Source organism: Archangium sp. (assembly GCF_036388035.1).
Lineage (GTDB): Bacteria > Myxococcota > Myxococcia > Myxococcales > Myxococcaceae > Archangium.
In genome coordinates, this window is sequence record NZ_DASVSO010000966.1 from 1 (window position 1) to 14124 (window position 14124).

Here is a 14124-nt window from a genome sequence, read left to right on the forward strand (position 1 = left end):
CGCAGGGGGCGGACCCGCCAAGGCCCCCCCTCCCCCGCGCGCAGCAGCACCCCGCAGCCCTCTCGGGGGTAGGCGGACTCGAGGTGGCGGACGACTTCCGACAGGTCCTCCGGCAGCGCGGGGCCTTCCTTGGGATCAGCCGCACCGGCCACAGCGCCGCACCTCCAGGGCCGTCATCACGCCCGGGGCCTCCCATCCGCACGCTCCCAGCGCCGGCCCCAGCCCGAGCAGCAGGCGCTGGAGGACCAACGCCCCCAGCGCGCCCAGGCCCACACCGAGCGCTCCCGAGGGCGGCGCCCCCCACGAGGCCGTGGTGGCCTCGAAGCACCCGGCGCACCCGCCCTCGCCCCGGAAGACGACCACGCCCCGCGTCCCGTCTCCCCCGAGCGCCACCCAGGGCCCCTCCCCGTCCCACGCCGTCGGCAGCTCCGCCACCCGCCCGGTCCCGCGCGGAGGCAGGGCATCCGCGTTGACGTCCGGCAGCACCCGCCCGAGCACCTCCGAGGCCGGCTGGCCCACCTCCGCCGCCGGGACGAGGAAGCCCTCGGCGCCGGGAGCCAGGGGCTCGGGGCCCGCCGCCACCGCCGTGCCCCCGGCCGCCACGTACGCCGCGGCCGTCAGTCCCGCCGGGCCCGTGGCCCTCAGCCGCACCCCTCCGGCCAGCAGCTTCTCCTGCCCGCGCCCACCCACCTCGCGCAGGAGGATCTGCCGCGAGTACCGGACTATCTGCTCCTCACGCAGGGCCATGGCGCCTACCCTCCGGCGATGGCCGGGATGAGGGTGAGGCGGTCTCCGTCCGCCACCGGCGTGGTCAGCTCCTGCAGGAAGCGGATGTCCTCGTCGTTGAGGAACACGTTCACGTAGCGCCGCACCGCGCCCTTCTCGTCGAGCACCCGCGCGCCGATGCCCGGACAGGCCTTGTCCAGGTTGCGCAGCACCTCGGCCACGGTGGCGCCCTCGACGCGAACCTCCTCCTTGTTCTTCGTGAAGCCGCGCAGGGACGTGGGGATGCGGACCGTCGCCATGGCTAGCGCCCTCCCTGCTTGCGCAGCAGCAGCCGGTGGGTGCCATCGCCCCGGGGCTCCAGGGACAGCACCGCATGGCCCTCGTCGCGGGCGTTGCGCGGGACGTTCTTCAGCGGCTCGTCGCCTCGCAGCACCACCTCCAGCACCGCGCCCTCGTCGAGCGCCTCCAGCGCCAGCTTCGTGCGCACGTACGTCATGGGGCAGACCTCGCGGGTGATGTCCAACGTCCGCGTCACCTCGTGCATCGGGCGATCTCCTCGGTGAAGACGGGGGGGCGCGGGCGGGCGCAGCCCTCGCAGTCGGGCGCGCGGCGCACGCGCACCTGGCGGCCTCGCAGCGTCGCCCCGTCGAGTACATGCAGGGTGGCCTCGCCGCTCGCGGCCGGGGCCGTGCCCTTCAACCGCTCCAGCACCAGCAGGGCCTGCACCGCCCCCACCAGCCCCGCCATGGAGCCGAGCACCCCCGCCTGCGCGCAGGTGGGCACCGCGTCCGGCGAGGGCGGCTCCTCGTACACGCAGCGCAGGCACGGCCCACCCGGCTCCACGCGCATCGCCTGCCCCTGCATCCGCAGCACCCCGCCGTAGACGAGCGGCACGCCGGTGGCCACCGCCACGTCCGACAGGAAGAGCTTCGTGGCCGTGCCGTCGGTGGCGTCCACCACCGCGTCATGGGCTCGGAACAGGGAGGCGGCGTTGCGATCGTCCACCCGCTCGCCGAGCGTCTCCACGCGCAGGGCCGGGAAGGCCCGCCGCAGCCCGTCCGCGGCCGACTCCACCTTGGGCCGGCCCACGTCCGAGGTGCGGTGCCACAGCTGGCGGTGGAGGTTCGTCACGTCCACCCGGTCTGGATCCACCAGCGTCAGGTGCCCCACACCCGCCTGGGCGAGCGCCAGCGAGGCCGGACACCCCAGTCCGCCCGCGCCCACCACCAGCACCCGCGCCAAAGCCACTCGTTCCACGCGCGCGACCCTCGCCGAGCCTCCGTCCGCCGTCAACAGGCGCGGCGAAAAGCTGCCTGTCACGGGACGTAACGAATATCTTCCGGCCCCGCTCCGTCCCCGCTCATTGAAGCGCCTCCGACTGGAGCACCTTCCCTCCCTCCCTCCTCCGAGGACCCATGAGACACGCGCTCGCCTTCCTCACCCTCGCCTTGCTCGTCGCCGGCTGCCCCAAGAAGACCGGGGAGAACGGCGACGGCCCCGTGGACAACCCCTCCTACCGCGACGCGGGCCCGCAGACCCCGCCGCCGGCCACCCTCTCGGGAGCAACCCCCGACGACGCCGGGGGCACCCAGAAGGCCCAGGGCGGCAACGCGGCCGTGGAGGCGTGCGTGGACCGCTGGCTGAAGGAGCACAAGCTGGACTCCTACGGCCACGCCGAGGGCACCATGTACGCGGGCGGCACCCCGCTCTTCAACGAGGCCACCGGCGAGAGCCGCGACCGCCTCTCGTACGTCTTCGAGCGCCAACCCGACGCCCGCAAGGCCTGCGCCACCCCGAGCGCCCAGTAGTCCGCCCCACCCCACCTGCCCCCCACCCGCCAGGGGGGCAGGCGTCGTCCCGGGTGGAGGGATTCCCGGAAACCGGGCGGGTCCCTTAAGCTGCCGGCCTGATGGAACCCGCGTTCGCCCTGGATGATGACAAGCCCGACTCGCACCGGCGCGCCCGCGTGCGCGCGGTGCTCGAGCGGCGCAAGCTGACCGACAGCGTCTCCGCTGAACAGGCCACCGCCTCGTGGGAGCAGGATCGCTTCGTGGCCCGGGCCCGCGCCCTCTTCTACGCGCGGCTCATGTTCCTCACCCTGGGCCTGGCCATCCTCGCGGTGCCCAGGTGGGCCTTCTACTTCGGCCTGCACGGCACCTTCGCCTTCGCCGGCTACTTCACGATGCTGCTCTACAGCGTCGCGAACTTCATGGTCATCGACCATCCGAAGGCCGGCCGCTGGGTGACGTACGTCACGCTCTGCCTCGACCTGGCCATCATGGTGGTGCTCCTCGTCAAGCCGCAGCTCGGCGGCGGCCTGCAGAGCCCCCTGCTCGCCACCCAGCTCGTCTTCACCACCCTCTTCGCCATCCTCTACCCCAAGCCGCTGGCCGTCCTGCCGCCCTTGCTGGCGCTGCTCGTCACCATCCGGCTGGATCTGCTCCTCGATCGCAACAACTTCACCGCCATCGAGGTGCTCACCGTCCTGTGGTACTGCGCGCTCAACTTCATCATCATCTACGTGCTGGTGTACCTCAACGAGCGCGAGGCCGCCGCCCACCGCGAGGTGGTGGAGCTCCAGGGGGACCTCAAGGAGCTGGCCGTGGTGGAGGAGCGCAACCGGATCGCCCGGGAGATCCACGACGGCCTGGGCGCCTCGCTCTCCTCGATGATCATCCAGGCCGAGTTCATCCTCGGCATGGCCAAGGAGGACTCCCCGCTGCGCTCGGAGATCACCGAGCTGAAGGCCACGGCCGAGGAGTCCATCGAGGAGCTGCGGCGCAACCTGCAGATGATGCGCGAGGACTTCGAGCTGACGCAGGGGCTCGACGACTACGTGAAGACGTTCGGCCAGCGCACCCAGGTGGACATCCGCTTCGAGCGCAGCGGCCTGCCGCGCAAGCTCACCCCGGATGCCCAGCTCGCCCTCTTCCGCATCCTCCAGGAGTGCCTCTCCAACACCGTCAAGCACGCCGAGGCCCGGACGGTCCAGGTGAAGCTCGACTACGACCTGAACCGCGTCCACCTCATCGTGCGCGATGACGGCAAGGGCTTCGATCCCCAGCGCACGCCCCGTGGCCACTACGGCCTGCTCAACATGCGCGAGCGCGCCATGAAGCTCGGTGGCGAGCTCATCGTGGACTCGGCGCCCGGCGCGGGCACGCGCGTCTCCTTCTCCCTCTCCTCTCCTTCCTGACCCGAGCTCCCGTGGACACCTCCCCGACGGACGCCTCTCCCATCCGTGTCTTCGTCGTCGAAGACCAGACGAAGATCCTCAAGAACCAGCTCAAGCTGCTCGAGAGCCACCGGGACATCGAGATCATCGGCACCGCCCTGTCCGGCGAGGCCGCGCTCGAGGAGGTCGCCAGGTCCCTGCCGGACGTGATGCTCCTGGACCTCGGCCTGCCGCGCATGAGCGGCATCGACGTCACCCGGCAGATCAAGGCGCAGTGGCCCCAGGTGGAGATCCTCATCTTCACCATCTTCGACGAGGAGGACAAAGTGCTCGAGGCGGTGAAGGCCGGCGCCTCGGGCTACCTGCTCAAGGGCACGCCCGCGGACAAGATCATCGAGGCCATCAAGGAGGTGCGCGCGGGCGGCACCGTCATCCAGCCCAACCTCGCGCGCCGGCTGCTGCGCCACTTCCGCGTGGAGCCGGACTCCACCCCCACGGCCGCCGAGCCCGTCGCCTCGGCGCCCACCCCGCCCAAGGCGATCGAGCCGCTGCTCAAGCCGCTGTCGGACCGCGAGACGGAGATCCTCCAGCTCATCGCCAAGGGCGTGTCCAACAGCGAGGCGGCCAAGCTGCTCGACCTCTCCAAGGCCACCATCCGCACCCACCTGGAGCACATCTACCACAAGCTCGAGGTGACCAACCGCGTGGAGGCCGTCACGGAGGGCATCCGCAAGGGCCTCATCTCGGTCTGACCGGGTGCCGCCTCACCAGGAGGCCGTCACGCCCGCGAGGATGCTGGAGAAGGTGTCCTCGGCCACGCCGCCGGTGCTCCAGCCGCGCCGGGTGCCCGCCCCCTCGAAGCGATCGAGGTAGTGCTCCAGCCGGAAGCGCACGGAGTAGCCCAGCGGACCCCAGATGTCGCCCGCCACGCCCAGCTCCGCGGCCCAGCCGAGGCTCGACACCACCTGGCCGTAGTCGCGCACCTCGGCGAGGTGCGAGCCGTCCTCGTCCCCCACCGACTGCCCGGGGTTGGGCCGGAAGAAGAGCTGACCGGAGCCCTCGAGGCGCACCACGCGCACCAGCGGCACCGACAGGTCCACGCCCACCGCCGGATAGAGGCGGTGCGTCACCGGCAGCGGGCTCTCCACCCGCTCGTCCAGGTCGAAGGACCGGCCGAGCACTCCCAGCCGGATCCCCCCGTAGCCCCACGACGGCGCGCCGATCTTCCCCAGGTCGAGGAAGTAGCGGTACGCGAGCATGGCCCCGTAGGCCGTGTCCGTGGCGTACACCTCGCGCTCGGGCGTTTCGCCGGAGGGCGAGGACACCTGCACCGTCGTCCTCGCGAAGCTGTGCTGGAAGCCCAGCGTGAGCCCCAGGCCTCGCAGCGGCGAGGGCCTGTGCGCCAGGGGAAACACCTCCGCCTCCGCCGCGATCCCCACGTAGGGCGCCGGCGAGTCGAAGTCCGAGATGTCCCCCACCTGTTGCTCCGGAAGCCGCGCGTCGAACTCGGCGCACGAGCCCACGCCCGGCCGCGCGCAGTACTTGCGCCACGTCACCGGGGCCCCGAGCAGCACCCTCACCCTCGGAGGCGACCGCCGCTCGACCGACGTGTCCTGCGCCTCGGGGCCCTGCGCCTCGGGAAAGCCTCCGGCGCTGCCCGGAAGCTCCGTGGTGTACGTGTGCGACTCCTCGTCCAGCGTCGCCCACGCGGGCACGGGCTCCGGCTTCGCCTCCGGCCGAGGGCGGGCCTGGGGCTCCAGGGCCGGCTCGCGCTCGGACGACGGCGACTCCGGCTCCAGCGGCCGGGGCGGCTCCACCGCCTCGGGCTCACCCTGGGCCACCGCCTGGGACTCGGGAGCCGGCTGCACCGGGGGCGCTGGAGCGGGCTGGGCCACGGGCTCGGGCCGAGGCTCTGGAGCGGGCTGATTCGCCGCCTTCACCGCGGCGGCCACGGCCAGGGCGAGCTTCTGGGCCTCCTTCGGCGGGAGCAGCCCGCGCTTCAGCGGGTACTCGCCGGCCCAGACCTCCCGGCCGTCGCGGGCCACGAGCCGGGCGCTGAAGGTCTCCCCCACCGAGCCCGTGAGGACGGCATCCAGCTTGAGCTTCGGCGCCAGGCGCGCCACCGCCTCGGGCGCCACGGCGTCGGGGCCTCGCAGCCCCTGCTTCCCGGCCGCCATCCCATAGGCCGCGGGCGGCAGCACCTGCACCTTGCGCGTCTTGCGCAGCGCCGCCGTCACCTGGGCGCGGAGCCGATAGTTCTTGTCCCCCTCGAGCGTGGAGACAGCCACGCGCTCGGCGAGTGCGATCTGCGAGGTGAGCAACACGGCCAGGGCCAGCGCCACGCCCCAGCGACACATCCAGGGTCCAGAGGCCTTCATGGATGCCCGGCAGCCTCACCCACCGCGCGGGCCCTTGTCCACCAGACTCATGACGCTCAGCCCTCGACGACGGAGGGCGTGGGCGCGACCACCGGCTGCGCGATGACCACCGGCTGGGCCACCGGCTCGGCGGCGGGCAGGGGCTGCGGGGCCGGGCGAAGCCCCAGGAAGTCCCGCCGGTAGATGCGCACCATGGCCATGAAGATCGAGGCGATGAGCGGCCCCACCAGCAGCCCCATCATCCCGAACACCGCCAGCCCGCCGAACATGGAGAGGAAGACGAGCAGCGGGTGGAGCGCCATCCGCGAGCCGCACAGCTTGGGCCGCAGCACGTTGTCGATGCTGCTCACCACGAAGGCGCCCCAGGCCAGCAGGAAGACACCCTCGTTCACCTTGCCGGCCACCACCAGCACCACGCCGATGGGACCCCAGACGAGCGCCGTGCCCCCCACCGGCACCATCGCCACCAGCACCATGGCCGCGCCCCACACTCCGGCGTGCGGCACCCGCGCCAGCATCAGCCCCACCGTGCCCAGCGCCCCCTGCACCAGCGCGGTGATGGTGTTGCCGTAGACGATGGCGTGCGCCACGTCGGTGAACTCCTGCGCGAACGCCTGGATGTAGCGCTTGTCGAGCGGGATGAGCTGCGTCACCTCGGACCACAGGCGGCGGCCGTCGAGGAAGAAGTAGTACATGGCGACCGTCATCAGGAACAGGTCGACGATGAGCGCCGTGCCGGCCCCCAGCACGTCCTTGAGAACGGAGGCCCCACCCGCCACCGCGCCCATGAGCGCCTGATCCGCCGGCGAGCCCTCCACGGGGGCGTAGCGACGCAGTCCGCGGGGCAGGCTCGCCACGAGCTGCTGGCGCAGGTCCACCCGGTCGAGCAGCTCCTGCGCATGCTCCATCAGCCCGAGCACCTCGCGCGCCACCAGCCAGCCCACCACCGCCAGGGGCACGAGGATGAGCAGGAAGACCGCCGCGGTGGACAGGCCCGCGCACACCGAGGGATGAACCCGCAGCCGACTGCGGCACAGGGCGTCCTGCAGGGGTCGGAACAGCACCACCAGGAAGCCGCCCAACAACACCGGCATCAGGAAAGGAAGAAGGATCCTCGAGAAGAGGACCAATGCCAGGGCGAAGAGCCCGGCGAATATAAGATTGGACCAACGTTTCGTGTCGAGCCCCGTCACGCCGCCACCCCTCCACCCACACTCACGCAACCCGCCCAGGACGCGACAGAACGTAGGAACGTCCCTTCCCTCCGGGAAGTCCGGGCCCCTTCACCGAGGAAAATGATCCATGACTTCTGGACGCTTCTGGTTCCCCACCTGCACCCTCCTGCTCGTGGGCGCACTGCTGGCGGCCTCTCAGGGATGCGGTGGGGGCGGCGGCGAACCGTGCTCCGAGTGTCCACCCATCGAAGGCCGCTATGCCCTGGAGTTGCAGGAGGGCCCCCTGCCCGCGGCCTGTGACGGGCTGACCGTGGTCCTGCCCGAGGGGCCCCTGGACATGGCGCGTCAGGGCAGCGCCGTCGCCGCCATGCTGGACGGCATGACGCTGCGCGGCACGCTCTACTCGACCTACAACTTCAACCTGGTGGGGAGCTCCCTCGGGGCGGCGGATGGCGGCATCGGCGGGCCGGAGTCGGCGAGCCTCACCGGACGCTACATCCCGGTGCTCAGGGACGGCGGCGTGCCACGACTGGAGGGCAACTGGCAGGGGAACTTCTCGGGCACCAGCGGAGGCGGCACCCGGCGCTGCGCGGTAACCCGCTCCTTCACGGCCACCCCCCAGTAGGCGGGCAGGCATCCTCGTGGGGAGCGGGTCCGAGGGACGGCGGGAGGGTTACTTCTTCTCCTCGGCCGCCTTGGCCGCCTTGCGCTTCCACTGGCGCTTCCACTTCGCCTTGATCTGGTGCTGCACGCGGCGGTGCTTGCTCTTGCTGCGGGCCATGTAGGTGTCTCCTGATGTGGGAGGTAGAAAGAAGGGCGCCTAACTACCAGAACTTCCCCCGGAAGAGGAGTCTTCGATGTCCTCGGGGGCCGGGCGGGTAGGATAAGGGATGCCTTCCGCCCCCCGGACCTCGGTGGGAAGCACGGCCCCGGCCCTCACCTCGCCCTCCTTGTCCACGTCGGCGGGCTTGTCGCGGGCCACGGGAGCGCTCGTCTGCTGAGGTCGCTTCTTCACCGAGGCGAAGATGGGCCGGCAGGCATTCACGAAGCGCCGCACCTCGTCGAGCGGCAGCGCCGGGACGTAGTTGTCGTTGACCCCCTTCATGGTGGTGGCCATGCACATGGAGTTGAGGATGGCCTCCTCGGTGGCCTCCATGACGGCCTCGTAGAGGGGGTCCAGGCGCTGGTCCAGGAGGATCTTCAGCTTGTAGACCATCTTCTGGGTGCGCCGGGGGATGATGTTGGCGGTGGAGAAGCCCACCACGATCTCCCCCGAGCCGTGCGCCGCGTAGCTGCCCACGCGGCCGATGCCCAGCGACACGCGCTTGCACAGGCGGTTGATCTGATGGCTGAGGAGCGGGGCGTCCGTGGCCACGACGGCGATGATGGAGCCGTACGTCTGCCCGCGCCGGGGGGTGTCCTTGAACTTCTCGGCGAGCACCTCGCCCACGGGCAGGCCGCCCACGCGCAGGTTGTGCATCTTGCCGAAGTTGGACATCACCAATACGCCCAGGGTGTAGCCACCGAGGGCCTCGGGCAGCTTGCGCGAGGCGGTGCCGATGCCGCCCTTGAAGTCGCACGTCACCATGCCGGTGCCGCCGCCCACGTTGCCCTCGGCCACGGTGCCGGTGGAGGCGTTGCGGATGGCCTCGAAGACGTGCTCGGCGCGCACGTGCCGGCCGGCGATGTCGTTGAGGTAGCTGTCGTCGCACTCGCCGACGATGGGGATGATGACGTCGTGCTCGTCACCGATGCCCGGGTACTGCTCCACCATGTGGCGGGCCACCGCGTCGGACACCGCGCCCACGGACATGGTGTTGGTGAGGAGGATGGGCGTCTCGATGAGCCCCCACTCCATGAGCTGCGTCATGCCGGAGACCTCACCGGCCCCGTTGAGCACGAAGCCGCCACCGTTCATGCGCTCCATGAAGATGTTGCGCAGGTTGGGCATGATGGCGGTGACGCCCGTGCGCACCGGCCCCTGCCCGGGCCGCAGCCGGCCCTCGCCCCGGACGATGGTGCTGTGCCCGACGAGCACGCCCTCCTCGTCGGTGATGGCGTTGTACCGGCCGGTCTTGAAGCGGCCCAGCGGGATGCCCAGCTCCCGGGCTCGGACGCGCTTCTCGGGGGACTCGGTCTCGGGGGGGTTGACCATGGGGGCTCAACCTAGCCGAGACCCACTCCCGGTCAATTGCCCGTTGAATGCCCTCGCCCCCTCCACGACACACGCCGCCCTGCCTCACCCGGAAGTCGCCTCCCACGCCTCCCCGGGCCGCCACAGCCAGGCGGCCCCGCGGACGCCGCTCGAATCCCCGTGCAGGGCCGGGCGCACGGGCGTGTCCACCTCCCCTCCGAAGACCCAGCGGGGCAACTGCTCCGGCACCAGTCGGTACAGGGCGGCGACGTTGGACATGCCGCCACCCAGCACGATGACGTCGGGGTCCAGGATGTCGATGACGTGGGCGAGGCCGCGCGCCAGCCGGTCCGCATAGCGCTGGAGCGTCATGACCGCCGAGGGCTCCCCGGCCTCGGCGCGCGCGGCGATGTCCGGGCCCGGGAGCCGGGTGCCGGTGAGCCGTGCGTAGTCGTTCTCGAAGCCCGTGCCGGACACCCACGTCTCCAGGCAGCCCCGCTTGCCGCAGTAGCACTCCGGGCCGGGCGTTTCCTCGGGCGTCGTCCACGGCAGCGGGTTGTGGCCCCACTCGCCGCCCACGCCGTTGCGACCCACATGGGGGCGCCCGCCCATCGCCACTCCGGCGCCCGTCCCCGTCCCCAGGATGGCGGCGAACACCACCGCCTCGCCGGAGGCGGCCCCGTCGCTCGCCTCGGACACGGCCAGACAGTTGGCGTCATTGGCCAGTCGGACGGGGCGACCCAGCACCCGAGCGAGGTCGCGGTCCAGGGGGCGCCCGTTCAACCACACCGAGTTGGCGTTCTTCACGAGCCCGGTGCGCGAGGAGACCGTACCTGGAATGCCAACCCCCACGCTGCCGCGCTGGCCCGTCCGCTGCTCCAGGCGCGCGCACAGGTCGGCGATGGTCTGAAGGGTCCCCTCGTAATCGTCACGCGGCGTGGGCACGCGGTGACGTCCCAGCTCGCGCCCGTCGTCGCCGAGGGCGAGGGCCTCAATCTTGGTTCCGCCGAGGTCGATGCCGATGCGCACGCCGGGAATCCTAGGTGCTGCGCGCCAGACCCCGCATCAACAGACGCGTCTGCTCCTCGGCCAGCGCCTCGGCCTGGGCCACGGTGGAGATCCCCGATGGCTCGAGCTGCCGATCCACCAGCAGCGAGGCCAGCCCGTGCACCAGCGACCAGCACGTCAGCGCGAGTTGTTGGGGATCGCCCTCGTGTATCACGCCTGTCTTCTGGGCCTCGGTGAGCGAGTCCAGCAGCAGGCCGAAGGAGTTGGTATCCCCTCCGGGTGAGGTGGCCAGGTCCAGGGGAGGCCGGGTGAAGTGGGGCCCGAACATCACCCGGAAGTGCGAGGGGTGCTCCATGGCGAAGAGCACGTAGGCCACGCTGCAGGCCCTCAGCCGCCCCTCGGGAGTCGTCTCGCGGCCCATGCGCTCCTTCATCCGGGTCGTCATGGCGCGAAAGCCCTGCTCGGCCACTGCCCCCAGCAGCGCCTCCTTGTCCACGAAGTGACGGTAGGGGGCCGCGTGCGTCACCCCCGCCCGCCGAGCCACCTCGCGCAGGGACAGGGCCGCGAAGCCCTCCTCGGCGATGAGGGCCAGCGAGGCCTCCAGCAGCGTCTGTCGCAGGTCGCCGTGGTGGTAGCGGGGCTTCCGCGCTGTCTTCTTCCGGGCACTTCGGGTGGCCATGGAGTGCTCCTCGCTCGGCGTGCCAGCTCGCGCGAGATGTAGCCACCGCCAACTTCGTTGGCTACTCCTCCTGTCCCTCGTTCAAGGGCCCGGAGCCCACGAGGCCCCTCAGGGGAAGTGGACAGGGTCTGGCGCGCTTGTGACGGCCCGGGGCGGCAGCCATCATCCGGCGCGACAAATCTTCCCCTTTGGGGTCCGAGCAGGTCTCCGCTCGCTCCGAACCCCACTCCCTCGGAGTACGAGATGACGCGTGTCGCCACCGCCGTGCCCTCTTTCGAGAAGCCTTCCTGGTCGAAGGCCTATCGGGACTTCACCCACGAGCACGGGTTCCAGACCCTGCGAGTAGAGGGGCGGTTGCCAGAGGCCCTGCGGGGCACGCTGGTGCGCGTGGGCCCGGTGGCCTTCGGAGTGGGCGAGCAGCGCTACGGACACTGGTTCGACGGAGACGGGGGCGCGCTGGCGGTGCGCTTCGACGGCGGCGGGGCCCAGGGCGCGGCGCGGCCCATCGACACCCCGAGCATCCGGGCCGAGCGTGAGGCGGGCAAGGTCCTCTACAGCAACTACGGCACGTCGGCGCCCTCGCTGTGGCGGAGGCTGTTCGGCGGGGCGAAGAACGCGGCCAACACCTCGGCGATGACGTGGAACGGGCGCGTCTTCGCGCTGGTGGAGTCCGCCATTCCCACCGAGCTGTCCCTGGAGGACCTGCACACCCTCGGGGAGACGGACCTGGGCGGCACGGTGGGGCCGGCCTTCTCCGCGCACCCGCACCGGGTGGCCTCGCGGCGGGCCTCGTACAACTTTGGCGTGAACTATGGGCGCGTCGTGCTGCTGGACCTGTACGAGTTGCCAGACACGGGCCTCGCCCGCCGCATGGGCAGCCTGCCCCTGCCCGGGCCGGTGATGATCCATGACTTCATCGCCACGGATCGGCACCTGGTCTTCTTCGTGTCGCCGATGCGGATCCGCATCTTCCGGGTGCTGCTGGGCCTGGGCTCCATCTCGGACAACTTCGAGTGGCGGCCGGAGCTGGGAACGGAGGTGCTGGTCGTCCCCATCGACGAGCCCACGAAGGCGATGCGCTTCCAGGCCGAGCCCTTCCACACGTGGCACTTCGGCAACGCGTTCGAGCAGGACGGACGCCTCGTGGTGGACTACGTGCGCTACCCGGACTTCGGCAGCAACAAGTGGCTGGCCGAGCTGTTGAACGGCTGGGCCTCGACGGATGCGCAGGGCCGGCTGCACCGGGCGACGTTGAACCTGAAGGCCGGGACGCTGCGCTCCGAGCAGGTATCGGATCGGCGCTGCGAGTTCCCCGGGCCCACACCGCTGCTGGCGGGGGCGCGCCACCGCTACCTGTACCTGGCGGCGCACTCGGGCGCGGAGGCCTGGCGGGGTCCGCATGACACGGTGGTGAAGGTGGACATGGAGACGGGCCGGGAGACGGTGGTGACGCTGGGGCGCGAGCACTACACCGCCGAGCCCATGTTCATCCCGCGCCCGGGAGGCTCGGCCGAGGACGACGGCTGGCTGCTGGCGCAGACGTACGATGCGCCGAGCGACAGGACGTACGTGGCCGTACTGGACGCGAAGACGCCGGAGGCCGGCCCCGTGGCCCGCGTGTGGATGGACCACTTCTTCCCGTTTACCTTCCACGGCACCTGGGTGCCGGCGACGTAGGGTGTCCCGCGGTCTGAAACGAGAAGGAGGACGGCCCTCGCGCTAGTGTGCGGTTCTCCACCTCGAAGCCCGACGAGACCCCCATGGACGCAACCCATTCGCCAGGAGCGCGCGTGCGCTGGCTCATCGCCGGAGCCTTCCTGCCCTCGCCCTCGGGCCGCCGGTTCCTCGTCACCGGGGACTCCTTCAACGAGCATCTCCAGCGCGCCGCGAGCGGGCTGTCCATCACCGTCGCGGACCGCATCGGCTCCGGGGATGCGATCTCCCATGAGGTGTCCTTCGACAGGCTGGCCGCCTTCCAGCTCTCCGAGGTCATCGACTCGATACCGGATCTGCGAGCCCTGCGCTCCGCCCTCGCCGCGCTCTCCGGCTCGAGGCCCCTCGGCGCCGAGGAGACCGCCCGCCTCCAGTCCGCCATGACGCCGGGCCGTCTGTCCTCCGCCGTGGCCGAGGCCCTTCGCCGCCAGCGCTCGCCCCAGGCCGCCCGCCAGGCCGTGCTCACCACCATCGAAGAGGCCCTCTTCGCCACCGCGCGCGACATCCTCCAGCACCCGCTCGTGGCGCGGCTGGAGTCCGCCTGGCGCGGGCTGCACTGGGTGTTGGAGCACTGCCCCGCCTCCTCCGGCATGGAGCTCGAGGTGCTCGACGTGGCGCCCCACCAGCTCATGGAGGCCCTCGGGGAGAGCCTCGGCGCCTCTCCCCTCCAGCGCCCCGATGCGTGCTTCATCCTCGAGGCGAGCGACGACGTGAACACCTTGCGCCGGCTCGCGGCACTCGGAGAGCATGGCTGGCTGCCCATGGTGGTGGCCATGCCCCCTTCCCTCCTCGGGGACGGACAGCCGCCCGCTGGCGAGAAGAAGGAGAGCCGCCCGCCGGAGGCGTGGAGCCGGCTGCGTGCTGAAGAGTCCTCGCGCTGGCTGTGCGCCGCCCACAACCCCGTGGTGATGCTGGCCGAGCAACAAGGAGAGGTGCGCCGCGAGTGCTTCACCAGCCCCGTGCTCGCGGTGGCCTCCCTGCTGGCGGCCAGCTTCCGAGACACGCGCACCTTCGCCCGAGTCGTGGGGCCGGGCAGCGGAACGCGAGCCCCCGCCGTGTGGCGTCCCAATGAGCGCTCGACGGTGGCGACCGAGGTGGGCCTCTCCCTGCGCGAGCAGGAGCGACTGGCCGCCCAG

The 14124-nt window shown here is 71.4% G+C and carries 16 protein-coding genes; 6 read left to right on the forward strand and 10 right to left on the reverse strand.

Going from position 1 to position 14124, the window contains the following annotated elements; translation table 11 throughout:
* Positions 1 to 135: 135 nt before the first annotated feature.
* Genes VF697_RS39925 through VF697_RS39940 form a run of 4 tightly spaced genes read right to left on the reverse strand, consistent with a single transcriptional unit; the run spans position 136 to position 1983 of the window.
* On the reverse strand, positions 136 to 747 hold the full coding sequence (locus tag VF697_RS39925; protein WP_331103505.1) for a ThiF family adenylyltransferase: 612 nt from the start codon (positions 745 to 747) through the stop codon (positions 136 to 138).
* A 5-nt stretch (positions 748 to 752) separates the two neighbouring features.
* On the reverse strand, positions 753 to 1025 hold the full coding sequence (locus VF697_RS39930; protein ID WP_331103506.1) for a ubiquitin-like small modifier protein 1: 273 nt from the start codon (positions 1023 to 1025) through the stop codon (positions 753 to 755).
* Between the two features lie 2 nt (positions 1026 to 1027).
* A complete protein-coding gene (locus VF697_RS39935; protein WP_331103508.1) occupies positions 1028 to 1270 on the reverse strand; it encodes a sulfurtransferase TusA family protein in 243 nt (80 codons plus the stop codon).
* Positions 1258 to 1983 carry a HesA/MoeB/ThiF family protein gene (locus tag VF697_RS39940; protein ID WP_331103510.1) on the reverse strand — a complete coding sequence of 242 codons (726 nt, stop codon included), beginning with the start codon at positions 1981 to 1983 and terminating at the stop codon, positions 1258 to 1260. The genes VF697_RS39935 and VF697_RS39940 overlap by 13 nt, the downstream gene beginning before the upstream one ends.
* A 158-nt stretch (positions 1984 to 2141) precedes the next feature.
* Between VF697_RS39940 and VF697_RS39945 the strand changes: the two genes are divergently transcribed.
* The 3 genes from VF697_RS39945 (at position 2142) to VF697_RS39955 (ending at position 4653) form a co-directional block, all read left to right on the forward strand.
* On the forward strand, positions 2142 to 2534 hold the full coding sequence (locus tag VF697_RS39945) for a hypothetical protein (RefSeq protein WP_331103511.1): 393 nt from the start codon (positions 2142 to 2144) through the stop codon (positions 2532 to 2534).
* Between the two features lie 101 nt (positions 2535 to 2635).
* Positions 2636 to 3922, forward strand: a complete 1287-nt coding sequence (locus tag VF697_RS39950) for a sensor histidine kinase (RefSeq protein ID WP_331103513.1) — start codon at positions 2636 to 2638, stop codon at positions 3920 to 3922.
* Positions 3923 to 3933: 11 nt separating this feature from the next.
* Entirely contained in the window at positions 3934 to 4653 is a 720-nt protein-coding gene (locus VF697_RS39955) for a response regulator transcription factor (RefSeq protein ID WP_331103515.1), read from the forward strand.
* 12 nt (positions 4654 to 4665) lie between these two features.
* Here the strand turns inward: VF697_RS39955 and VF697_RS39960 are convergent, their stop codons facing one another.
* Both VF697_RS39960 and VF697_RS39965 read right to left on the reverse strand, forming a co-directional pair.
* Complete coding sequence (locus VF697_RS39960) at positions 4666 to 6258, reverse strand: hypothetical protein (RefSeq protein WP_331103517.1); 1593 nt, start codon at positions 6256 to 6258, stop codon at positions 4666 to 4668.
* Positions 6259 to 6335: 77 nt separating this feature from the next.
* Positions 6336 to 7472: an AI-2E family transporter gene (locus tag VF697_RS39965; protein WP_331103519.1), complete on the reverse strand. Its 1137-nt coding sequence runs from the start codon at positions 7470 to 7472 to the stop codon at positions 6336 to 6338.
* Between the two features lie 109 nt (positions 7473 to 7581).
* On the opposite strand from VF697_RS39965, the gene VF697_RS39970 reads away from it, so the two are divergent.
* On the forward strand, positions 7582 to 8079 hold the full coding sequence (locus VF697_RS39970; protein WP_331103521.1) for a hypothetical protein: 498 nt from the start codon (positions 7582 to 7584) through the stop codon (positions 8077 to 8079).
* Between the two features lie 48 nt (positions 8080 to 8127).
* Here the strand turns inward: VF697_RS39970 and VF697_RS39975 are convergent, their stop codons facing one another.
* The 4 genes from VF697_RS39975 to VF697_RS39990 all read right to left on the reverse strand — a co-directional run bounded on the left by VF697_RS39975 (position 8128) and on the right by VF697_RS39990 (position 11275).
* Positions 8128 to 8235 carry an aminopeptidase gene (locus tag VF697_RS39975; protein WP_331103523.1) on the reverse strand — a complete coding sequence of 36 codons (108 nt, stop codon included), beginning with the start codon at positions 8233 to 8235 and terminating at the stop codon, positions 8128 to 8130.
* A gap of 39 nt (positions 8236 to 8274) precedes the next feature.
* A complete protein-coding gene (locus tag VF697_RS39980) occupies positions 8275 to 9609 on the reverse strand; it encodes a P1 family peptidase (RefSeq protein WP_331103525.1) in 1335 nt (444 codons plus the stop codon).
* Between the two features lie 84 nt (positions 9610 to 9693).
* Positions 9694 to 10617, reverse strand: coding sequence for a fructokinase (gene mak / locus VF697_RS39985; RefSeq protein ID WP_331103527.1), 924 nt, complete (start codon positions 10615 to 10617; stop codon positions 9694 to 9696).
* A 10-nt stretch (positions 10618 to 10627) separates the two neighbouring features.
* On the reverse strand, positions 10628 to 11275 hold the full coding sequence (locus VF697_RS39990) for a TetR/AcrR family transcriptional regulator (protein ID WP_331103529.1): 648 nt from the start codon (positions 11273 to 11275) through the stop codon (positions 10628 to 10630).
* Positions 11276 to 11518: 243 nt separating this feature from the next.
* On the opposite strand from VF697_RS39990, the gene VF697_RS39995 reads away from it, so the two are divergent.
* A complete protein-coding gene (locus VF697_RS39995) occupies positions 11519 to 12952 on the forward strand; it encodes a carotenoid oxygenase family protein (protein ID WP_331103531.1) in 1434 nt (477 codons plus the stop codon).
* Positions 12953 to 13035: 83 nt separating this feature from the next.
* A partial coding sequence (locus tag VF697_RS40000; protein WP_331103532.1) for a type VI secretion system contractile sheath domain-containing protein occupies positions 13036 to 14124 on the forward strand: 1089 nt, incomplete at its 3' end.